At 74.1% G+C, this 19,832-nt stretch carries 19 protein-coding genes; 11 read left to right on the top strand and 8 right to left on the bottom strand.

Annotated features, from left to right (window positions below; all coding sequences use genetic code 11):
- Positions 1-36: 36 nt before the first annotated feature.
- Complete coding sequence (locus IEY96_RS16400) at positions 37-957, bottom strand: lysophospholipid acyltransferase family protein (RefSeq protein WP_189195651.1); 921 nt, start codon at positions 955-957, stop codon at positions 37-39.
- The gene (locus IEY96_RS16395) at positions 954-1,730 is read right to left on the bottom strand and encodes a GNAT family N-acetyltransferase (protein WP_189195650.1); all 777 of its coding nucleotides are present in this window, start codon (positions 1,728-1,730) and stop codon (positions 954-956) included. The genes IEY96_RS16400 and IEY96_RS16395 overlap by 4 nt, the downstream gene beginning before the upstream one ends.
- Before the next feature lie 179 nt (positions 1,731-1,909).
- On the opposite strand from IEY96_RS16395, the gene IEY96_RS16390 reads away from it, so the two are divergent.
- From IEY96_RS16390 to IEY96_RS16370, 5 genes are all read left to right on the top strand, one after another.
- Positions 1,910-2,566 (top strand): hotdog fold domain-containing protein, encoded by a 657-nt coding sequence (locus IEY96_RS16390; RefSeq protein ID WP_189195649.1) that lies wholly within the window; start codon positions 1,910-1,912, stop codon positions 2,564-2,566.
- A gap of 165 nt (positions 2,567-2,731) precedes the next feature.
- The gene (locus tag IEY96_RS16385; protein ID WP_189195648.1) at positions 2,732-3,670 is read left to right on the top strand and encodes an ABC transporter ATP-binding protein; all 939 of its coding nucleotides are present in this window, start codon (positions 2,732-2,734) and stop codon (positions 3,668-3,670) included.
- Positions 3,667-4,491 (top strand): DUF2705 family protein, encoded by an 825-nt coding sequence (locus IEY96_RS16380; protein WP_189195647.1) that lies wholly within the window; start codon positions 3,667-3,669, stop codon positions 4,489-4,491. The genes IEY96_RS16385 and IEY96_RS16380 overlap by 4 nt, the downstream gene beginning before the upstream one ends.
- A 253-nt stretch (positions 4,492-4,744) precedes the next feature.
- A complete protein-coding gene (locus IEY96_RS16375) occupies positions 4,745-8,476 on the top strand; it encodes a multifunctional oxoglutarate decarboxylase/oxoglutarate dehydrogenase thiamine pyrophosphate-binding subunit/dihydrolipoyllysine-residue succinyltransferase subunit (RefSeq protein ID WP_189195646.1) in 3,732 nt (1,243 codons plus the stop codon).
- A gap of 91 nt (positions 8,477-8,567) precedes the next feature.
- Positions 8,568-8,747, top strand: a complete 180-nt coding sequence (locus tag IEY96_RS16370) for a DUF6104 family protein (protein ID WP_089009804.1) — start codon at positions 8,568-8,570, stop codon at positions 8,745-8,747.
- A gap of 47 nt (positions 8,748-8,794) precedes the next feature.
- On the opposite strand, the gene IEY96_RS16365 is transcribed toward IEY96_RS16370, so the two are convergent.
- Both IEY96_RS16365 and IEY96_RS16360 read right to left on the bottom strand, forming a co-directional pair.
- Positions 8,795-9,313 carry a TetR/AcrR family transcriptional regulator gene (locus IEY96_RS16365; RefSeq protein WP_189195645.1) on the bottom strand — a complete coding sequence of 173 codons (519 nt, stop codon included), beginning with the start codon at positions 9,311-9,313 and terminating at the stop codon, positions 8,795-8,797.
- Entirely contained in the window at positions 9,310-9,735 is a 426-nt protein-coding gene (locus IEY96_RS16360) for a hypothetical protein (RefSeq protein ID WP_189195644.1), read from the bottom strand. The genes IEY96_RS16365 and IEY96_RS16360 overlap by 4 nt, the downstream gene beginning before the upstream one ends.
- Positions 9,736-9,865: 130 nt before the next feature.
- Between IEY96_RS16360 and IEY96_RS16355 the strand changes: the two genes are divergently transcribed.
- From IEY96_RS16355 to IEY96_RS16345, 3 genes are read left to right on the top strand one after another with little or no spacing between them, the layout of a single operon-like run.
- The gene (locus tag IEY96_RS16355) at positions 9,866-10,591 is read left to right on the top strand and encodes a hypothetical protein (RefSeq protein ID WP_229791617.1); all 726 of its coding nucleotides are present in this window, start codon (positions 9,866-9,868) and stop codon (positions 10,589-10,591) included.
- 4 nt (positions 10,592-10,595) lie between these two features.
- Complete coding sequence (pta, locus tag IEY96_RS16350) at positions 10,596-12,662, top strand: phosphate acetyltransferase (RefSeq protein WP_189195642.1); 2,067 nt, start codon at positions 10,596-10,598, stop codon at positions 12,660-12,662.
- Positions 12,659-13,771, top strand: coding sequence for an acetate/propionate family kinase (locus IEY96_RS16345; RefSeq protein ID WP_189195641.1), 1,113 nt, complete (start codon positions 12,659-12,661; stop codon positions 13,769-13,771). Before pta ends, IEY96_RS16345 begins: the two co-directional genes overlap by 4 nt.
- Positions 13,772-13,931: 160 nt before the next feature.
- On the opposite strand, the gene IEY96_RS16340 is transcribed toward IEY96_RS16345, so the two are convergent.
- Complete coding sequence (locus tag IEY96_RS16340) at positions 13,932-14,108, bottom strand: hypothetical protein (RefSeq protein WP_189195640.1); 177 nt, start codon at positions 14,106-14,108, stop codon at positions 13,932-13,934.
- Between the two features lie 137 nt (positions 14,109-14,245).
- On the opposite strand from IEY96_RS16340, the gene IEY96_RS16335 reads away from it, so the two are divergent.
- The 3 genes from IEY96_RS16335 to IEY96_RS16325 all read left to right on the top strand — a co-directional run bounded on the left by IEY96_RS16335 (position 14,246) and on the right by IEY96_RS16325 (position 17,012).
- Positions 14,246-15,316 (top strand): alpha/beta hydrolase, encoded by a 1,071-nt coding sequence (locus tag IEY96_RS16335; RefSeq protein WP_189195639.1) that lies wholly within the window; start codon positions 14,246-14,248, stop codon positions 15,314-15,316.
- Between the two features lie 139 nt (positions 15,317-15,455).
- Complete coding sequence (locus IEY96_RS16330; RefSeq protein WP_189195638.1) at positions 15,456-15,983, top strand: nucleotidyltransferase domain-containing protein; 528 nt, start codon at positions 15,456-15,458, stop codon at positions 15,981-15,983.
- 66 nt (positions 15,984-16,049) lie between these two features.
- Positions 16,050-17,012, top strand: coding sequence for an alpha/beta hydrolase family protein (locus IEY96_RS16325; RefSeq protein ID WP_189195637.1), 963 nt, complete (start codon positions 16,050-16,052; stop codon positions 17,010-17,012).
- Between the two features lie 26 nt (positions 17,013-17,038).
- On the opposite strand, the gene IEY96_RS16320 is transcribed toward IEY96_RS16325, so the two are convergent.
- The 3 genes from IEY96_RS16320 to IEY96_RS16310 form a co-directional block, all read right to left on the bottom strand.
- Positions 17,039-18,001, bottom strand: coding sequence for a zinc-binding dehydrogenase (locus IEY96_RS16320; protein ID WP_189195636.1), 963 nt, complete (start codon positions 17,999-18,001; stop codon positions 17,039-17,041).
- Between the two features lie 77 nt (positions 18,002-18,078).
- Positions 18,079-19,254: an NAD(P)-dependent malic enzyme gene (locus IEY96_RS16315; RefSeq protein WP_189195635.1), complete on the bottom strand. Its 1,176-nt coding sequence runs from the start codon at positions 19,252-19,254 to the stop codon at positions 18,079-18,081.
- Between the two features lie 140 nt (positions 19,255-19,394).
- Positions 19,395-19,811: a S24/S26 family peptidase gene (locus IEY96_RS16310; RefSeq protein ID WP_373293578.1), complete on the bottom strand. Its 417-nt coding sequence runs from the start codon at positions 19,809-19,811 to the stop codon at positions 19,395-19,397.
- Positions 19,812-19,832: the final 21 nt, after the last annotated feature.

Raw genomic sequence — 19,832 nt, 5'->3', positions numbered from 1 at the left:
ACTGAACAAGACTGTCGCGACTGTGTCGCGTTCGCGTCAGGCCACCAGGTCCAGCCCCACCTCCGCCCCCACCCCCACCGGCGCGGCCGGCGCCACCGGCCGGACGATCCGCACGCCGACCGCCGCCGGGCGCCGGGCGGGCGCGCGGACACCGGCCGGCTGGATCGCCGACTCGGCCGCCCGGGCCAGCATCCTCCGGTCCGCTCCGTGTGCCGGGTGCAGCGCGGCGGCCACCGTCACCGCCACGGTCAGGTCCCGGGCGGCCAGCACCCGGCGGACCGACTCCCAGAGCGTCTCCTCACCGAGGAACGCGGGCAGGGCGCTCGGGTCGCCCGCGTACCGGTAGCCGAGCCCGAGCGGGACGACCGGCGCCCCGGCGTCCACCGCGGCCTGGAAGACGGCCGGCCGGAAGCCCCGGCCGGGCCGGCAGCCGGACGCCCGGCCGCACCAGGTCGTGCCCTCCGGGAACACCGCCACGGAGTGCCCGGCGCGCAGCGCCCCGGCCACCCGGCCGACGGTGGCGGGCAGGTCGCGCGGCCGCGACCGGTCCACGAAGACCGTGCCGGCCGCGGCGGCCAGCGGGCCCACCACCGGCCAGTCGCGGACCTCCCGCTTGGCCAGCATCCGGGCCGGGGCGACCGCGAGCACCGCGAGGACGTCCAGCCAGGAGACGTGGTTGGCGACCAGCAGCGCCCGCCCGCGCGGCAGCCGGCCCCGGACCACCAGCCGCACGCCGAGGGCGCGCAGCGTCCCCCGGGCCCAGCCGCGCAGCGCGGCCCGCCGGTCCCGGGCCGGCAGCAGCGGCAGCAGCGCGGCCAGGCCGGCCCCCGCCAGCAGCATCCCGAGTACGCCGAGCAGCCGCCCCAACCGGCGCGGCGGCGACACGTCCGGCCCCGTGGCCGCCGGTAGGCAGCCCGGCCCGCAGCCCGAGGCGGGGCGCCACAGCTCGCCGGTCACGCCGCCGCCTCACCCAGGAAGTGCCGCAGGTAGCGCGGGTTCATCCGGTCCAGCGAGAACAGCACGTAGAAGTCGGCGCAGTCGAAGTCCGGGTCGTACGCCGGCTCCCCGCAGACCCAGGCGCCGAGCCGCAGGTAGCCGCGGAGCAGCGGCGGGACCGGCGCGCGACGCCCGCCCGGCGGCAACTCCGGGTCCACGACCGCCGGCGCCTCGGCGAACCAGGGCCGGCGGGGCGTCACCCGCAGCGGCGGCGGGGCCAGGTGCCGGGCCACGACCTGGGACCAGACCTCGGCGGCGGCGGCCCCGCCGTCGGCCACCGGCACCGAGGCGCAGCCGCCCAGCCAGCGGGAGCCGCGCAGGTGCAGGTACCGGGTGATCCCGGCCCACATCAGGTTGATCACGGCGCCGGAGCGGTGGTCCGGATGCACGCAGGACCGGCCCGCCTCGACCAGGTCGCCATGGAGCGGGGTCAGCGGGGTCAGGTCGAACTCGCCGTCGGCGTACCGGCGGTCGGTGCGTCCGGGCGGCAGCAGCCGGTAGGTGCCGACCACCTCGTCGGTGCCCTCGCGCAGCACGACCAGATGGTCGCAGTGCGCGTCGAACTCGTCGGTGTCGAGCCCGGCGGCCCCCGGGTGCAGGGTGGCGCCGAGTTCGCTGGCGAACACCTCGTGACGTAGGCGTTGCGCGGCCGCGACCAGGGTCGGGTCGTCGGCGATCAGCAGGGTGTATCCGCTGGTCGTGAGGGGTGCGCCAGCGGCGTGCAGAACGGCCATGGCTACCTGTGTAAGGGGCCCGGGTTGCCGGCCCCGGTGAAGAGGGGTGTCGATCCGGTGAACGGCGCCCGGCGCGCCGGCACACCCCCTCACCTGCGGCGGGCCGGCGCCGCCGTGCGAGGCTGCGCGGGCGGACCCCCGGCGCCGAGGCCGGCGGTCGGAGCCCCCGGAGGTGCCACATGATCATCGAGTCCCGCTTCCACGGGCCGGACGGCTCGGGCAACGGCGGCTGGAGCGCCGGGATCTTCGCCGCCGTGGTGGACGACCGGGGCCCGGTGGAGGTCACCCTGCGCCGGCCGCCGCCCCTGGAGGCCCCGCTGACCGCGGTCGACGGCGAGGTCCGCGACCCGGACGGCCAGGTGATCGCCCAGGTGCGCCGGGTCGAGCCGATCGACGCCGTGGTGCCGCCGGTGGACCGGGCGACGGCCGAGGCCGCCGCGAAGGCGTACCCCGGACTGGTGGACCACCCCTTCCCCGGCTGCTACGTCTGCGGGCCGGCGAACCCGGCGGGTCTGCGGATCTTCCCGGGCCGGCTGCCGGACGGGCGGACCGCCGCGCCGTTCCGCGCCCCGGCCGAGGTGGTGCCGGCGACCGTCTGGGCGGCGCTGGACTGCCCCGGCGGCTGGGCGGTGATCGCGCCCGGCCGCCCGTACGTGCTGGGCCGGATCGCCGCGCAGGTCACGGCGCTGCCGCGCCCCGGCGACGAGTGCGTGGTGACCGGGGCCATGGTGGGCGGCACGGGACGCAAGGCCGAGGTGCACTCCAGCCTCTACGGCCCGGACGGCGCGCTGCTCGGCCGGGCCCGGGCCACCTGGATCGCGCTGCCGCCGGCCTGACCTCTCCTCCCTGGGGATGATCCGCTCCTGCCCCCGGGGGAGGAGGGCGTACGCATCCCGCCTGATTGACCCTCTTGCGCCGGGTTGGAAGGCTGTGCTCGGCGCCCCGCAACGGCGCCCCCACCGGCGTGCCCCGAAAGCCCGCCGTGGCAGGAGAGGAGAACGATGTCCGACGGGCAGACAAGCCCCAACGCCGGGACCGGCCAGATCGTGGTGTCCGGACTGACGAAGGAATACAAGAACGTCCGGGCGGTGGACAACCTGTCCTTCACCGTCCAGCCGGGGCGGGTCACCGGTTTCCTCGGCCCGAACGGCGCCGGTAAGACGACGACCCTGCGCATGCTGCTCAACCTGGTCACCCCGACGGCGGGCGAGGCCACCATCGGCGGCCACCGGTACGCCGACCTGGCCGACCCGCTGCGCACGGTGGGCGCGGTGCTGGAGGCGTCCAGTGCGCACAAGGGCCGCACCGGGATCAACCACCTCCGGGTGATCTGCGCGGCGGCGGGCCTGCCCCGCGAGCGGGCCGACGAGGCGCTCGCCCTGGTCGGGCTCACCCCGGCGGCGAAGCGCAAGTTCAAGGGCTACTCGCTGGGCATGAAGCAGCGGCTCGGGATCGCCGCCGCCATGCTCGGCAACCCGCGGGTGCTGATCCTCGACGAGCCGGCCAACGGCCTGGACCCGGAGGGGATCCGCTGGATGCGCGGCTTCCTCAAGGGGCTGGCCGCCGAGGGGCGCACGGTGTTGGTCTCCAGCCACCTGCTCTCCGAGATGCAGTTGCTCGCCGACGACGTGGTGATCATCGCGGCCGGCAAGCTGGTCCGGCAGGGTCCGGTCGAGCAGGTGATGAGCTCGATGACGCACGGCTCCCGGATCCGGGTACGGACCCCGCAGGCCGACGAGCTGACCGCGGCCCTGCGCGAGCAGTCGGCCACGGTGGACACCGACGGGCACGGCGTGCTGCTGGTGGCCGGGGTGGACGCGCCGACGGTCGGCCGGGTGGCGCTCGCCGCCAAGGTGGAGCTGCACGAGCTGACCACCGAACGCCCCGACCTGGAAGGTGTCTTCCTGGAGCTGACGGCCGGAAAGGCGGAGATCCGATGAACCTGGTCCGATCCGAGCTGCTCAAGATCCGTACCACCAACACGTGGTGGGTCTTCGCGCTCATCACCGTGCCGCTCTGGGGCCTCGCGCTGCTCTTCAACTGGTTGCAGACCGAGGCCCTGACCAGCGGGAACATGGGCGAGGTGCCGGCCGACCAGGCGGACCAGGTCCAGGCCGTCTCCAGCGCCGACAGCCTGGCCGCCAACCTCTACACCAACGGCCAGTTCTTCGGGCTGCTCATCGTGATGCTGCTCGGCATCGTGGTGGTGACCAGCGAGTTCTTCCACCAGACGGTGACCACCACGTTCCTCACGGCACCGCACCGCACCGCCGTGATGGTGGCCAAGCTGGCCGCCGCCGGCACGCTGGCACTGCTCTTCTGGGTGGGCACCACGCTGCTGAACCTGGTCTTCGCGCCGCTGATCCTGAGCGCCACGGACGTCGGCGCCCAGCTGGGCAGCGGGGCGGTCTGGCGGGCCGTGGCCCTCAACGGGCTGGCCTACCTGCTCTGGTCGGTGCTGGGCGTCGGGCTCGGCGTGCTGATCCGCAGCCAGATCGGCGCCACGGTGACCGGCATCCTGCTCTACCTGGGCGGCGCCATCGGCGCGGCCATCGCGATCGGCCTGCTGGCCGCGAAGTTCGGTGACTGGATCAACCAGCTCCAGCTCCTCGTGCCGTCGCTGGCGTCGTCGCTGATGGTCAGCGGCGCCGACATCCCGGGCAACCCGCCGCGCTGGGCGGGGGCCGCGGTGCTGATCGGGTACGCCGTGGTGGCCGGCGTGATCGGCGTGCTGACCATCCGGCGTCGCGACATCTCCTGAGTTGGATCACCCGACCCGGCCCCGGCCGGTGACCCCGCGTCACCGGCCGGGGCCGTCGTCGTCTAGCAGGAGTCGACGGAACACGCAGCGTTTGCCGAACTTCTGGCATCTTCTGTGAAACGGACCACCAGCCGGAGGCGAGAATGCCTGCGCCGATCCCACGGCGTAGCCTGGGACCCGTCTCCCGTGCGTCTCGAAACGGGCACGGGACCGCGTGACATTCACAACCGCGTGAAAGAGGCGATTAGCGGCCGTGTCGACCCAGCAGACTTCGCAGGAGAACCCACTGGCGGGTTTCGGCCCGAACGAGTGGATCGTCGAGGAGATGTACCAGCGCTACCTCGCCGACCCCTCGAGCGTCGACTCGGCCTGGCACGACTTCTTCGCCGACTACCGGCCGGCGCCCGGGGCCGCCACCCCGCGTCCCGAGGCGAAGCCCGCCCCGGCTGACGCCCGCCCCGAGCCGGCCGAGCAGCAGGAGGCCGTCGCCACGGTCAGCCAGCAGCCCGCCGCGAAGCCCGCGCCCGCCCCGGCGAAGCCGGCCGCCAAGCCGGCGGCGAAGGCTCCGGAGCAGGCCCCGGCGAAGAAGGCTGCCCCGGCCAAGCCGGCCGCCAAGGCGCCGGCCGTGAGCGCCGCCGGCACCACCCCGCTGCGGGGTGTCGCCGCCAAGATCGTCCAGAACATGGACGCCTCGCTCGCCGTGCCGACCGCGACCAGCGTCCGCGCGGTGCCGGCGAAGCTGCTGGTCGACAACCGCATCGTGATCAACAACCACCTGGCCCGCGGTCGCGGCGGCAAGGTGAGCTTCACCCACCTGATCGGCTACGCGATGGTCCGGGCGCTGGTCGAGCACCCGGAGATGAACAACTCCTTCGCCGAGGTCGACGGCAAGCCGGCGATGGTCCGGCCGGAGCACGTCAACCTGGGCATCGCCATCGACCTGGCCAAGCCGGACGGCTCCCGCAACCTGGTGGTGCCGTCCATCAAGGGCTGCGAGCAGATGGACTTCCGGCAGTTCTGGCAGGCGTACGAGGACGTGGTCCGGCGCGCCCGCCGCAACGAACTGACCATGGAGGACTACACCGGCACCACGATCTCGCTGACCAACCCGGGCGGCATCGGCACGGTCCACTCGATCCCGCGCCTGATGCAGGGCCAGAGCGCCATCATCGGCGTCGGCGCGATGGAGTACCCGGCGCCGTACCAGGGCATGAGCGAGGCGACCCTGGCCGAGCTGGCGGTCAGCAAGATCATCACGCTGACCAGCACGTACGACCACCGGATCATCCAGGGCGCCCAGTCCGGCGAGTTCCTCAAGGTGATGCACGAGCTGCTGCTCGGCGAGCGCGGCTTCTACGACCAGATCTTCACCTCCCTGCGCATCCCCTACGAGCCGGTGCGCTGGGTGCGGGACGTGGCCGTCGACTCCGAGGGCCAGATCAACAAGACCGCTCGGGTGCACGAGCTGATCCACGCGTACCGGGTGCGCGGCCACCTCATGGCCGACACCGACCCGCTGGAGTTCAAGATCCGCAAGCACCCCGACCTGGACGTCCTCCAGCACGGGCTGACCCTGTGGGACCTGGACCGGGTCTTCCCGGTCAACGGCTTCGCGGGCAAGCAGCGGATGAAGCTGCGCGAGATCCTCGGTGTGCTGCGCGACTCCTACTGCCGCCGGGTCGGCATCGAGTACATGCACATCCAGGACCCGGAGGAGCGGCGCTGGATCCAGGAGCGGATCGAGCGCCGGTACGAGAAGCCGGGCGCAGACGAGCAGAAGCACGTGCTCAACCGGCTCAACGCCGCCGAGGCCTTCGAGACCTTCCTGCAGACCAAGTACGTCGGCCAGAAGCGCTTCTCGCTGGAGGGCGGCGAGTCGCTGATCCCGCTGCTCGGCGAGGTCCTGGAGTGCTCGGCCGAGGGCGGGCTCGACGAGGTCGTCATCGGCATGGCCCACCGCGGCCGCCTCAACGTGCTGGCCAACATCGTCGGCAAGCCGTACGAGAAGATCTTCTCCGAGTTCGAGGGGCACCTCGACCCGCGCTCCACGCAGGGCTCGGGCGACGTGAAGTACCACCTCGGCCAGAACGGCAAGTTCACCACCCCGGACGGCGCGCACGCGGTCAAGGTGTCGGTGGTGGCGAACCCGTCGCACCTGGAGGCCGTGGACCCGGTGCTGGAGGGCATCGTCCGGGCCAAGCAGGACCGGATCGACCTCAAGCTGGAGGGCTACACCGTGCTGCCGCTGGCGGTGCACGGTGACGCCGCCTTCGCCGGCCAGGGCGTGGTCGCCGAGACCCTCAACCTGTCCCAGCTGCGCGGCTACCGCACCGGCGGCACCGTGCACGTGGTGGTCAACAACCAGGTCGGCTTCACCACCGCCCCGGAGTACAGCCGGTCCAGCCTCTACAGCACCGACGTGGCCCGGATGATCCAGGCGCCGATCTTCCACGTCAACGGCGACGACCCCGAGGCCGTCGTCCGGGTGGCCCGGCTCGCCTTCGAGTACCGGCAGGCGTTCAACAAGGACGTCGTGATCGACATGGTCTGCTACCGCCGGCGCGGGCACAACGAGGGCGACGACCCGTCGATGTCCAACCCGCAGATGTACAAGATCATCGACTCGAAGCGGTCGGTCCGGAAGCTCTACACCGAGGAGCTCATCGGGCGGGGTGACATCACCGTGGAGGACGCGGAGGAGCTGCTGCGCGACTACCAGTCGCAGCTGGAGCGGGTCTTCAAGGCCACCCGGGACGCCGCCACCACGCCGCGCCAGCTCAGCCGGCCGCGCCGCGAGGACGAGCCGGAGCCGCAGGTCGACACCGCCACCGACGCCGCGGTGGTCAAGGCGATCGGCGAGGCGCACGTCAACCTGCCGGAGGGCTTCACCCCGCACAAGCGGATCCAGCAGCTGCTGGAGCGGCGGCGCAAGATGTCGGTCGAGGGCGGCATCGACTGGGGCTTCGGCGAGATCATCGCGTTCGGCGCGCTGCTGCACGACGGGGTCACCGTCCGGCTCGCCGGGCAGGACTCCCGCCGCGGCACCTTCGTCCAGCGGCACGCGTCGGTGGTCGACGCGAAGACCGGCGACGACTACCTGCCGCTGAAGTCGCTCACCGGCGACGGCGAGCGGTCCCGCTTCTTCGTGCACGACTCGCTGCTCTCCGAGTACGCGGCCATGGGCTTCGAGTACGGCTACTCGGTCGAGAACGTCAACGCACTGGTGGCCTGGGAGGCCCAGTTCGGTGACTTCGTCAACGGCGCCCAGTCGGTCATCGACGAGTTCATCTCCTCCGGCGAGGTGAAGTGGGGCCAGCGCTCCGCGGTCACCCTGCTGCTGCCGCACGGCCACGAGGGCCAGGGCCCGGACCACACCTCCGGCCGCCCCGAGCGGTTCCTCCAGCTCTGCGCCGAGGACAACATGCGGGTGGCCATCCCGACCACCCCGGCGAACTACTTCCACCTGCTGCGCCGCCAGGCCCTGTCGCCGAAGCGCAAGCCGCTCGTGGTGTTCACCCCGAAGTCGCTGCTGCGGCACAAGCTCTGCATCTCGCAGGTGGAGGACTTCACCACGGGCACCTTCCAGCCGGTGCTGGCCGACACCGCCGCCCCGGCGCCGGAGCAGGTCAAGCGGGTGCTGCTCTGCTCGGGCAAGGTCTACTACGACCTGTTCCAGGCCCGGCAGGAGCGGGGCGTCACCGACACCGTGATCCTGCGGATGGAGCAGCTCTACCCGCTGCCCGTCGAGGAGGTCCGGGCCGCCCTGGCGCAGTACCCCAACGCCGAGGACTTCGCCTGGGTCCAGGAGGAGCCGGCCAACCAGGGCGCCTGGTCGTTCGTGGCGCTCAACCTGCTGGAGCACCTGCCCGAGGTCCGGCTGCGCCGCATCTCCCGCCCGGCCGCCGCCGCCCCGGCGGTCGGCTCGGCGAAGATGCACGAGGTCGAGCAGAACGCCCTCATCGAGGCAGCTCTCCCCCGCCCGTGACCTGACCGCACCGCCGGCACGAGGGGCAGCGACCGTACGACGGCCGCTGCCCCTCGCCGCGTGCCGGCCCTTCTCCGCCGAGAGGACGAAGATGTACTTCACCGACCGTGGCATCGAGGAACTGGTCGAGCGCCGGGGCGACGAGCAGGTCAGCCTGGAGTGGCTGGGCGAGCGCCTGCGCGACTTCGTGGACCTGAACCCCGAGTTCGAGACCCCGATCGAGCGGTTCGCCACCTGGCTGGCCCGGCTGGACGACGAGGACGACGAGTGACCGTCTGACCTTCCCCGCCGAGTGCCGGCGGCCCCGCGGCCGGATGGTCAGCCCGTCGCGCCCGCGCCGGCCCCGGGTGCGACCCGCTTCCCCATGGCGTGCGCCCACACCGCGTCGAGGTCGGCCCCGGGCGGGAACCGGCCGGCCAGTTCCAGGTCGACCAGCCCGTGTGCCAGGCCCCAGAGCGCGCGTGCCGCGGTCAGGTCACCCCCGGTCACCCGGAGCAGCGGCGCCGCGGCGGCCGCCTCCACGCCGGGCGCCAGGCGCTCGCGTGCCAGCGGCAGTCGGGTGGCGATCTCGTACAGCCGGGGATGCCGGAGCGCCCAGGCGCGGTACGCGGCCGCGAGGGAGGGCAGGTCCGGCGCCGCCTCCAGGGCCGCGGCGAGCCGCTGCAGCGCCCGCTCCTGGAGGGCGGCCTCGATCTCGGGCTTCCCCGCGACGTGCTTGTACAACGACGGCGCCTGGATGCCCAGTTCGTCGGCGAGCCGGCGCATCGTGACGGCCTCCGGCCCGGCACGCTCCAGCAGGCGTTCCGCCACGTCGACGATCTCCTCCCGCCGGTTCACCGGCGCGCCTCGGCCACCCAGCCGCGGCAGAGCACGAAGGCCAGGACGAGCATCACCGACAGGGTGCCGTCCCAGGCGATGATCGTGCCGGTCCCCTCGATCGCGGCGTTCCGCGTGTAGGCCAGCGCGGTCACCGTCATGGCCACCTTGTGGAAGATGACCAGCAGCCACACCCCCCGCTGACCCCGGGGCCGCAGGGCCAGCAGGGCGAAGAGGCCCGCGAAGACCACGAAGCCGTACGCCCGCCACGTCTCGACCACCGTGACGGCCGGCTCGGCGTCGGCGACGGTGCCGTACGCCCCCAGAGCCGCGGCCACCGCGCCGACCGCCGCCAGCCCGAGCAGCACCCGGCCGATGCGGTCCCCGACGCGCCCGCCGTCGGTCGTCGCGGGTCGGGTCTCCACGGTTGTCGTTCCGGTCATCACGGCACGTCCCCTCGCTTGGCTAACACTGTTAGCTAGACGGTAGCTAACAGCGTTAGCCGGGTCAAGGGCAATCCAGGGAACCCTGGTCGCCGGGGTACCGGTCACGGCGTCCACTGGGGAGAATCGGGTGGACCCGTCAGCCGGACGCCAGGGGGACGACATGACCCCGGAGACCCGCCCACCGCAGGACGCGGTGACCGTCCGCCAACTCCGCCTCGGCGTCGGCGCGGTGGGCCTCGCCCTGCCGGTCGGCCTGGTCGCCGGACACCTGATCGCCACCGGGCGGCTCACCCTGCTCGACTCGCTCAGCGGCTACTACCACACGGAGATGCGGGACGTCTTCGTCGGCGCGCTGTGCGCCGTCGGGGTCTTCCTGATCAGCTACCGCTACCGGTGGCCCGACGACGTGCTCGGCACGGTCGCCGGGTTGCTCGCCGTCGTCGTGGCCCTCTTCCCTACCACGATGGGCGCGCAGGTCGGCACGGTCAGCCGGGGGGACCGGCTCGTCGGCGTCGTGCACCAGGTCGCCGCCGCCGGGCTCTTCGTGCTCCTGGCGGTCTTCTGCCTCGTCCTCTTCACCCGCCCCGACCGGGCCGGCGTGCCACCACGCCCGATGGCCGTCCGGTTCTACCGGGCCTGCGGCGGGATCATCCTGCTGGCCATCCTGCTCGCCCTCGCCAGCACCCAACTGCCCGCCGACGTCCGCCACACGCTCAAGCCGGTGCTGTGGTGCGAGACGGTCGCCGTCTTCGCCTTCGGGGCGGCCTGGGTGGCGAAGAGCGACGCGCTCCTCCGTGCCGCCGGTGACGGGTCGAAGGACCCGGGCGAGGCACCCCGCGATCTTGTAGCGTGAGGTCGTGGCGCGCAGCGTGTACCTGACCAGCGTGGGGTCGGGCGGGGGCAAGTCGACGGTCGCACTCGGGCTGGCCGAGCTGCTGTCCCGGCAGGTCGAGCGGATCGGCGCGTTCCGGCCGCTGGTCGCCGGTCAGGGCCCCGACCCGATCCTCGCCCTGCTCACCGAGCGCTACCGGGTGCGGCTGCCGGTCGACGAACTGCACGGCGCGACGTACGCCGAGGCCGCCGCGCTGGTCGCGGACGGCCGCCGGGGGGAGCTGATCTCCCGCATCGTGGCCCGCTACCGGGCGGTCGAGCGGCAGTGCCCGGCGGTGGTCGTGGTGGGCAGCGACTTCGCCGACGGGGACGGCGCCGGCCCCCGCGAGCTGGCCTTCAACGCCCGTCTGGCGACCGAGTTCAGCAGCGTGGTGGTGCCCGTGGTGGACGGGTTCGGGCAGTCGCCCGAGGCGATCGCGGCGGCGCTGCGCGGGGCGTACCACGACCTGGAGGACCTGGGCGCCACGGTGGTGGCGGTGGTCGCCAACCGGGTGCCCGAGCCCATGACGCTGCCCGAGCTGCCCGTCCCCGCGTACGCCATCCCGGAGGTGCCGACCGTGTCGGCGCCGACGGTGGCGGAGGTGGCGGCGGCGCTCGGCGCCACCCTGCTCGCCGGCGACCAGGCCGCGCTGGAGCGGGACGTGCTCGACTACGTGGTCGGCGCGGCGCACGTGCCCACCCTCCTGGAGCACTTCACCGACGGGGCGCTGGTGATCACCCCCGGCGACCGGGACGACCTCCTCGTGGCGGCCGGCGCGGCGCACGTGGCCGGTCAGGTCTCCCTGGCCGGCCTCGTGCTGACCCTCGGCGAGCAGCCCGACCCGCGGGCGATGAGGCTGTTCGAAGCGCTGAACACCGGGCTGGCCGTGCTCTCCGTCAGCAGCGACAGCTACGACACGGTGGCGGCGTCCAGCCGGATCGAGGGCCGGCCGAGCGTGGCGAACCCACGCAAGGTGGAGGCCGCGCTGGGCGCCTTCGAGCGCTGCGTGGACACCGTCGACCTGGCCCGCCGGCTGCGGGTCAGCCGGTCGGAGCGGGTCACCCCGCTGATGTTCGAGAACGACCTGATCGACCGCGCCCGGGCGCAGCGCCGGCGGCTGGTGCTGCCCGAGGGCACCGAGGAGCGGATCCTGCGCGCCGCGGAGGTGCTGCTGCGCCGCGGCGTAGCCGACCTGACCCTGCTCGGGCGCCCGGACGAGGTGGCCCGGCGCACCCGCGAGCTGGGCATCGACGTCGGCGACGCGCAGGTGGTCGACCCGGTCACCAGCGAGTGGCGCGACGAGTTCGCCGCCGAGTACGCGAAGCTGCGCGCCCACCGCGGCGTCACCGTCGAGCTGGCGCACGACATCGTGGCCCAGCCCAACTACTTCGGCACCATGATGGTGCGGACCGGCCGCGCCGACGGCATGGTCTCCGGGGCGACCCACACCACGGCGGCCACCATCCGGCCGGCCTTCGAGATCATCCGCACCGTGCCGGGGGTCTCCGTCGCCTCCAGCGTGTTCTTCATGCTGCTCGCCGACCGGGTGCTCGTCTACGGCGACTGCGCCGTCAACCCCGACCCGGACGCCGCCCAGCTCGCCGACATCGCCATCTCCTCGGCCGACACGGCCGCCCGCTTCGGCATCGAGCCGCGGGTGGCGATGCTGTCCTACTCGACCGGAGACTCCGGGTTCGGTGCCGACGTGGAGAAGGTCGCGGCGGCCACCAAGCTGGTCCGGGAGCGCCGGCCGGAGCTGCTGGTCGAGGGCCCGATCCAGTACGACGCGGCGATCGACCCGCAGGTCGCGGCCACCAAGCTGCCGGACAGCCCGGTGGCGGGGCGGGCCACGGTGTTCATCTTCCCGGACCTCAACACCGGCAACAACACCTACAAGGCGGTGCAGCGCTCGGCCGGCGCGGTGGCGGTCGGCCCGGTCATGCAGGGCCTGCGCCGGCCGGTCAACGACCTGTCCCGGGGCGCCACCGTGCCGGATATCGTCAACACGGTGGCGATCACCGCCATCCAGGCCGCCGCCGGGGAGTCGGAATGAGCCGGATTCTGGTCCTCAACTGCGGCTCCTCGTCGGTCAAGTACCGGCTCTACGACGGCGACGAGGTCCGCGGCAAGGGCACCGTCGAGCGGGTCGGCGAGCCGGGCGGCGGGCCGGCCGACCACGAGAGCGCCGTGCGGCAGATCATCGAGGGGCTCGACCTGACGGGGCTGGCCGGGGTGGGGCACCGGGTGGTGCACGGCGGGCGGAAGTTCAGCGCGCCGGTGCAGATCGACGACCGGGTCATCGCCGCCATCGAGGACCTCGTCCCGCTCGCCCCGCTGCACAACCCGGCGAACCTGGCCGGCATCCGGGTGGCCTTGGAGAAGCTTCCGGACACCCCGCAGGTCGCCGTGTTCGACACCGCGTTCCACCACACGCTGCCCGAGGCCGCCGCCACGTACGCCATCGACCGGGACCTCGCCGAGCGGTACGGCGTGCGCCGGTACGGCTTCCATGGCACCTCGCACGCGTACGTCTCGCGGCGCACGGCGGAACTGCTCGACCGGCCGTACGACGAGCTGAACACCATCACCCTGCACCTGGGCAACGGGGCGAGCGCCTGCGCGGTGCAGGGCGGGCGGAGCGTGACCACCTCGATGGGCATGTCGCCGCTGGAGGGCCTGGTCATGGGCACCCGCAGCGGCGACCTCGACCCGACGATCATCTTCCATCTGCGCCGCGAGGCCGGAATGGGCGTCGACGACATCGACGACCTGCTCAACCACCGCAGCGGCCTGCTCGGGCTGACCGGGGTGAACGACATGCGGGAGGTGCTGGCCCGCCGGGACGCCGGCGACCCGGCCGCCGCGCTCGCCTTCGACGTCTACCGCCGCCGCATCACCGGGTACGTGGGCGCGTACTACGCCCTGCTCGGCCGGGTCGACGCGGTCACCTTCACGGCCGGGGTCGGCGAGCACGCCGCCCCGGTCCGGGCGGCGGCGCTGGCCGGCCTGGACCGCCTCGGCATCGCCGTGGACCCGGCGCGCAACGCCGGCAGCGGCGACCGGGTCATCTCCCCCGACGGCGCCGAGGTCACGGTCTGCGTCATCGGCACCGACGAGGAACGCGAGATAGCCCGCCAGACCCGCGAAGTCCTGAACCTCTGACCGCGCCCACCGCACCCCCTCGCCCCGCTGCGGCGATCATGAAGTTGGCGGCGGTGAATCGGGACATATCGAGCCGCTAACTTCATGATCAACGGGCCGGGCGGGGCCGGGACGGGTGGGCGCGGGTGGACGGGCGCGTGTGCGGTGGGTGCGTGAGGGGTCAGCCCAGGGCGAGCCAGGCGATGACGGCGACGACCACGACGGCGGCGACGCCGATGCCGACCATCAGGGGCAGGCGGGACGGGGCCTCCGCCGCGCTCGCCGCGCTGTCCGGCGAGTCGACGAAGGCGCGGAACTGCGCGGTGTTGCCACTGGGGTCGGTGTAGTTCTCAGCCATGCGCGTGACCCTAGCGAAGCCGGCCGACGCGGACGATCCCGCCGGGCCGGTGGCGGGCACAGCCCGGCCGGCCGGTGGAGGCGCGTCGGGCCGGTCGGCGGGGCCGGACCGGCCGGCCGGCCGCCTACCGTGAGGGGGTGGGGGTGCAGCGGCTGGTCGCCGCGCTGCTGGTGGCGCTGGTGGCCGGTTGCGGCCCGGCCGTCGCCCCCACGGACGAACAGGTCCCGTCCTTCCGCCCGGCGCGCCCGGAGCCGTACGCCGTGGGCGTGCGCCACTTCGTCGTCGACCCCGACGGGTCCCGGCCGCTGCCGGTCACCGTCTGGTACCCGGCGGAGCCCGTCGCCCTGCCCCACGCCACCGCGCCGGCCACCACCCCGGTCACGGCCGGTCCGACCGGCGGCGGGGCGACCTCCGGCCCGAGCAGCGAAGCGACGGCCGGCCCGGCCAGCGAAGCGACCTCCGGCCCGGCCAGCAGCGGGGCGACGTCCGAGCCGGTGCCGTGGCCCGGCGCGCCGGTGGCCGCCGGGCGGTTCCCGGTGGTGGTCTACAGCCACGGGCTGCACAGCCTCCCCGAACTGCACGCCCCGTTGACCACACGGTGGGCGGCGGCCGGGTTCGTGGTGGCCGCGCCGACCTACCCGCGTACGAACCTGCGGGCGCGCGACTTCAGCCGGGCCGACGTGCGGAACCAGCCGGCCGACGGCTGGCGGCTGATCCGCCACCTGGTCCGCCTCGACGCCCGGCCCGGGGATCCGCTCGCCGGGCACCTGGCGGTGCACCGGTTCGCCGCCGCGGGACACTCGGCGGGCGGCTTCACCACGGCCGGCATGTTCACCTCGGGGCACCCGCCCCGGCTGCGCGCCGGCATCGTCGTCGCCGGCGGCGGGATGGCCGGCAGCTTCGCCGGCCCGGTGGCGCCGCTGCTGTTCGTGCACGGCGGCGCGGACCCGATCGTGCCGGAGTCGGTCGGCCAGGCGGCGTACGCCCGCAGTCTCGGGCCGGCCGCCTTCCTGTGCCTCCCCGGCCAGGGCCACGGCGAGTACCTGACCCCGGGCCGGCCCGGGTTCGCGCAGGTCCTGGCCACCACCACCGACTTCCTCCGGTGGACCCTCTACGACGACCGTCGCGCCCGGGACCGCCTTCCCGTCGACGCCCGCCTCCCCGGCGTCACCACCCTCACCACCCGCGCCCTCCCCGGCCGAGCGTGATCCACTCCACCTCGGCGACCCGGCGGTATCTGCCGGCCACGGACCCCGCCACCTCGGCGAGCCGGGGTCGGTGGAGCGGGCAGCCGGCCCCCGCTCGGGCGGGACGGCGGGGTCGGGTGCCGGGCGGTAGCTTGCCGGGGTGGACGGACTGGCGGGGCGGCAACTCGACGCGATCCGCGAGGTGGTCGAGCTGACCGGCGCGGCGGGGATCGCGGTGTGGCTGCGCGGCGGGTGGGCCATGGACTTCCACCTCGGCGCGGTGAGCCGGCCGCACGTGGACGTCGACTGGTACTGCTGGCTGGGCGACGCCGGCCCGCTGGCGGCCCGGCTCGGCGGGCGGGGCTGGCGCGTCGACCCCCGGATGCCGGTCGAGCGGCAGCTCGACCTGGTGCGGGGCGACGTCGAGCTGAGCTTCGCCTACCTGGACCGGGACCGGGCGGGCCGGGTGGTGGTCGGGGCCGGGGCGTGGGCCGGCACTCCACTGCCGGAGGGGATGCTGGACGCCCCGCCGGGGCGGATCGGCCCGCACACCGCCCCGGTGATCAGCGTCGCCGCCCAGATCGAGTTCAAGGAGATGTACCCGGTCTGGATGCCCGAGCGGCCCCGCCGACCCAAGGACGCCGCCGACCTGGCCCGGCTGCGCGGGAGCCGGCCGCCGCCCGGTTGAGGCGGTCGCGTCACGCTCCGTGCGATGCCGGCCGGTCACCGGCGAGCGCGAGGCACAATCGTGTCCATGCGCCGTCGCCCTGCCGCCCTCGTCACCGCCGCCCTGCTCAGCGCCGGCCTGGCCGGCTGCTCGGGCGGGACCGCCCCGGCCGGGCGACCCGCGCCCGACGCCCCGCCGAAGGCCACCACCCCCGCCCCGCGGGTACCCGCCGGGCACGCCCCGACCGAGAGCTTCGCGGTCGGCGTACGCCAGCTGAAGCTGAACCGCGACGGCGACCGCCCGCTGCCGGTGACCCTCTGGTACCCGGCGGAGGGTGAGGCCGGTGGCGCGGCGGAGCGGTCCGCGCCGGCGGCGGCCGGGCGGTTCCCGGTGGTGCTGTTCAGCCACGGGCTGGGCGCCCGGCCGGAGGACTACCAGGTGCTGCTGACCCGCTGGGCGGCCGCCGGGTTCGTGGTGGCCGCGCCGAAGTTCCCGCACACCGGCGCCGGCGGCGACGGCAACCCGCTCGACGTGCTCAACCAGCCGGCCGACGTGTCGTACGTGCTGACCCAGGTGCTCGCCCTCGACGGGAAGGCGGGCGACCCGCTGCGCGGCCGGCTGGACCCGGAGCGGGTGGCCGCGACCGGCCACAGCGCGGGCGGGGTGACCACGATCGGGCTGTTCACCGCGGGCCGGGACGAGCGCCTGGACGCCGGCATCGTCTTCGCCGGCACGGCGCTCGGCGTCGGCACCGCGTTCGCCGGGGCGGCCGCGCCGCAGCTCTTCGTGCACGGCGAGGCCGACGAGGTGGTGGGCTACGCCGCCGGCAAGGCGGTGTACGACGCGGTGCCCTGGCCGAAGGCGATGCTCAGCCTGCCGAAGGGCGACCACGGGCGGGCCCTGCTCGGCGACGGCAAGGCGCTGCGGGTGGTCGCCGACACCACCGTCGAGTTCCTCCGCTGGACCCTGTACGGCGACGCCGCGGCGAAGAAGCGACTCCCGGCCGACGCCACCCGCGGCGGCGTGGCCACCCTGGACGACCATCTCTGACCGGTCGCCCAGGGCGGCGGTGCCGGTCAGGCGGTGTGGTCGACGACCACCTTGCCGAAGACGTCGCCGGAGTGCAGGCGGGCGAAGGCCTCCTCGATCCGGCTGAACGGCACCACGCTGTCGACCACCGGGCGCACCTCGTGCTCGGCGCAGAACGCCAGCAGCTCGGTCAGCTCCTCGGGGGTGCCCATCGAGGTGCCGAGGATCTCCAGCTGCATGGCGAAGACCCGGCGCAGGTTCACCTTGGGCTCGTGGCCGGCGGTGGCGCCGGAGACCACGATCCGGGCCATCGGGGCGGCCGACTTCAGGGAGTGGTCGAAGGTGGCCGCGCCGACCGTCTCGATCACCACGTCGGCCCGCTCGGGCAGCCGGGCACCGGGTTCCAGCGCGGTCGCGCCCAGCGCGGTGATCCGCTCCCGCTTGGCGGCGTCGCGGCTGGTCGCGTACACCCGCTTGCCGAGCGCGACGCCGAGCGCGACGGCCGCGGTGGCCACGCCCCCGCCGGCCCCCTGGACCAGCACCGACTCGCCGTCGGCGACCCGGCCCTTGGTGGTGAGCATCCGCCACGCGGTGAGCCAGGCCGTGGGCAGGCACGCCGCGTCGGTCACGGAGAGGCCGTCGGGCAGCGGCAGCAGGTTCATCCGGGGTACGGCCACCCGCTCGGCGAAGGTGCCCGCGAAGTGCTCGGAGAGGATGGAGACCCCGCGCGGGTCGCCCGGTGTGGGCACCACGGGGTAGATGACCACCTCGTTGCCGTCCGGGTCGGTGCCGACCGCGTCGCAGCCGAGGATCATCGGGAGCTGGTCGGCGCCGAGGCCCACCCCACGCAGCGACCAGAGGTCGTGGTGATTGAGCGAGCTGGCCCGCACCTGCACGGTGACCCAGTCCTCCTGCGGGTGGGTCGGCTCGGGGCGGTCGCCGACGGTGAGCGCGGCGAGCGGGTTGTCGGCGTCGAAGGCCGAGGCATAGGCGGCACGCATGATCGGCACCGTAACAAGCTGAGCGCCCGTTAAGAAGGGGCCCTTCCTGTGCAAAACGCGATAAGAAGGGCCCCTCACTCAACCGGTCAGCGGCGGGCCACCCCGTCGCGGCGGGCGGCCTCGGCGACGGCCTCCGCCACCGCAGGGGCGACCCGCGGGTCCAGGGGGGAGGGCACGATCGCCTCCGGGGTCAGCGACTCGGCGACCACGTTGGCGATGGCGTCCGCCGCGGCCACCTTCATCCCCTCGGTGATCCGGGTGGCCCGGGCGTCCAGCGCGCCACGGAACACGCCGGGGAAGGCGAGCACGTTGTTGATCTGATTGGGGTAGTCGCTGCGCCCGGTGGCGACCACGGCCACGTGCCGGGCGGCCACCTCGGGGTGCACCTCCGGGGTGGGGTTGGCCAGCGCGAAGACGATGCCGCCCGGGGCCATGCCGGCCACCGCCGCCTCGGGGATCTGCCCGCCGGAGACACCGACCAGGACGTCCGCGCCGCGCAGCGCCTCGGTGATGTCGCCCTGCCGGCCCTCGGCGTTGGTGGTCTCGGCCAGCTCGGCCTTGGTGCCGGTCAGCTCGCGGTGCCGGCCGATGATGCCCTTGGAGTCGCAGACCACCACCTGGTCCGGGTTGACGCCCCCGGCCACCAGCATCTTCGTCACCGCCACGCCGGCCGCGCCGGCCCCGCTGACCGCCACCCGCAGGTCGCCCAGCTTGCGGTTGAGCAGGGTGGCGGCGTTGCGCAGCGCGGCCAGCACCACGATGGCGGTGCCGTGCTGGTCGTCGTGGAAGACCGGAATGGAGAGCGCCTCGTCCAGCCGGCGCTCCACCTCGAAGCACCGCGGGGCGCTGATGTCCTCCAGGTTGATCCCGCCGAACGAGGGTGCGAGCGCCCGCACCGTGGCCACGATCTCGTCGACGTCCTGGGTGTCCAGGCAGACCGGTACGGCGTCCACGCCCGCGAACTGCTTGAACAGCACCGCCTTGCCCTCCATCACCGGCAGCGCCGCGCGCGGGCCGATGTTGCCCAGGCCGAGTACGGCGGAACCGTCGGTGACCACGGCGACGGTGTGCGACACCCAGGTGTAGTCGTCGGCGAGGTCGGGGTCGGCGGCGATCGCCTCGCAGACCCGGGCCACGCCCGGCGTGTACGCGAGGGAGAGGTCTTCCCTGCTGGTGAGCGGCACGGTCGAGGCGACGGCCATCTTGCCGCCGAGGTGCAGCCGGAAGACGGGATCAGCGGGGTCCGGGGTGGACGTAGACATCGGTGACTCCAGGATCTGTCGAGCAGACGGACCGGCCGGCTCGGCGCGCGTGGTCAGCGGCCAGCGGGGCGGCGGTGCGGGGGGTCACCCGGGCACTTTCCGAGCATAGTCAGGCACGCCGCACCGGGATGTGATCGGGGTCATATCCACCGTGGCCGCCCGGTGACCCGCCCGGGACGCGGCCAGTACCGGGCCACCACCCGGCCCCGCACGTCCGCCACCCCGTACGCCCGGGAGTCGTCGGTGACCAGGTCGTTGTCGCCGCGCAGCCACCAGCCGCCGTCCTGCGGACGGACCGCCCGCTTCACCACGAGCAGGTCGGGGCGGCTGCGGAAGACCGCCACCACCACGTCGCCGGGGCGGACCGGGCGGCCCCCGGTCCGCACCAGCACGGCGTCGCCGTGCCGCAGCGTCGGGGCCATGGACGGGCCGGTGACCAGGACGGGCGACAGCGGGCCGCGCAGCACGGACGCGGCCGGGTCGTCGGCGGCACGCACCGGGGTTTCACCTCCCGCCCGCCGGGGAGCATCTCCAGGAGTAATGTCGTCTTGGATCATCGCAAACATCCCATGGAGGAC

Origin of the sequence: Micromonospora fulviviridis, assembly GCF_014648395.1 — a bacterium.
GTDB classification, from domain to species: domain Bacteria; phylum Actinomycetota; class Actinomycetes; order Mycobacteriales; family Micromonosporaceae; genus Micromonospora; species Micromonospora fulviviridis.
The sequence above is the reverse complement of the archived record's forward strand: the minus strand, read 5'-3'. Positions and strand labels throughout refer to the sequence as shown.

Excerpts from the sequence above, each read along its gene's own strand:
- IEY96_RS16395 (WP_189195650.1), bottom strand. The coding sequence starts at position 1,730 with ATGGCCGTTCTGCACGCCGCTGGCGCACCCCTCACGACCAGCGGATAC.
- IEY96_RS16380 (WP_189195647.1), top strand. The coding sequence starts at position 3,667 with ATGAACCTGGTCCGATCCGAGCTGCTCAAGATCCGTACCACCAACACG.
- IEY96_RS16370 (WP_089009804.1), top strand. The coding sequence starts at position 8,568 with ATGTACTTCACCGACCGTGGCATCGAGGAACTGGTCGAGCGCCGGGGC.
- IEY96_RS16385 (WP_189195648.1), top strand. The coding sequence starts at position 2,732 with ATGTCCGACGGGCAGACAAGCCCCAACGCCGGGACCGGCCAGATCGTG.
- IEY96_RS16360 (WP_189195644.1), bottom strand. The coding sequence starts at position 9,735 with ATGACCGGAACGACAACCGTGGAGACCCGACCCGCGACGACCGACGGC.
- IEY96_RS16325 (WP_189195637.1), top strand. The coding sequence starts at position 16,050 with ATGCGCCGTCGCCCTGCCGCCCTCGTCACCGCCGCCCTGCTCAGCGCC.
- IEY96_RS16390 (WP_189195649.1), top strand. The coding sequence starts at position 1,910 with ATGATCATCGAGTCCCGCTTCCACGGGCCGGACGGCTCGGGCAACGGC.
- IEY96_RS16315 (WP_189195635.1), bottom strand. The coding sequence starts at position 19,254 with ATGTCTACGTCCACCCCGGACCCCGCTGATCCCGTCTTCCGGCTGCAC.
- IEY96_RS16345 (WP_189195641.1), top strand. The coding sequence starts at position 12,659 with ATGAGCCGGATTCTGGTCCTCAACTGCGGCTCCTCGTCGGTCAAGTAC.
- IEY96_RS16340 (WP_189195640.1), bottom strand. The coding sequence starts at position 14,108 with ATGGCTGAGAACTACACCGACCCCAGTGGCAACACCGCGCAGTTCCGC.
- IEY96_RS16310 (WP_373293578.1), bottom strand. The coding sequence starts at position 19,811 with ATGATCCAAGACGACATTACTCCTGGAGATGCTCCCCGGCGGGCGGGA.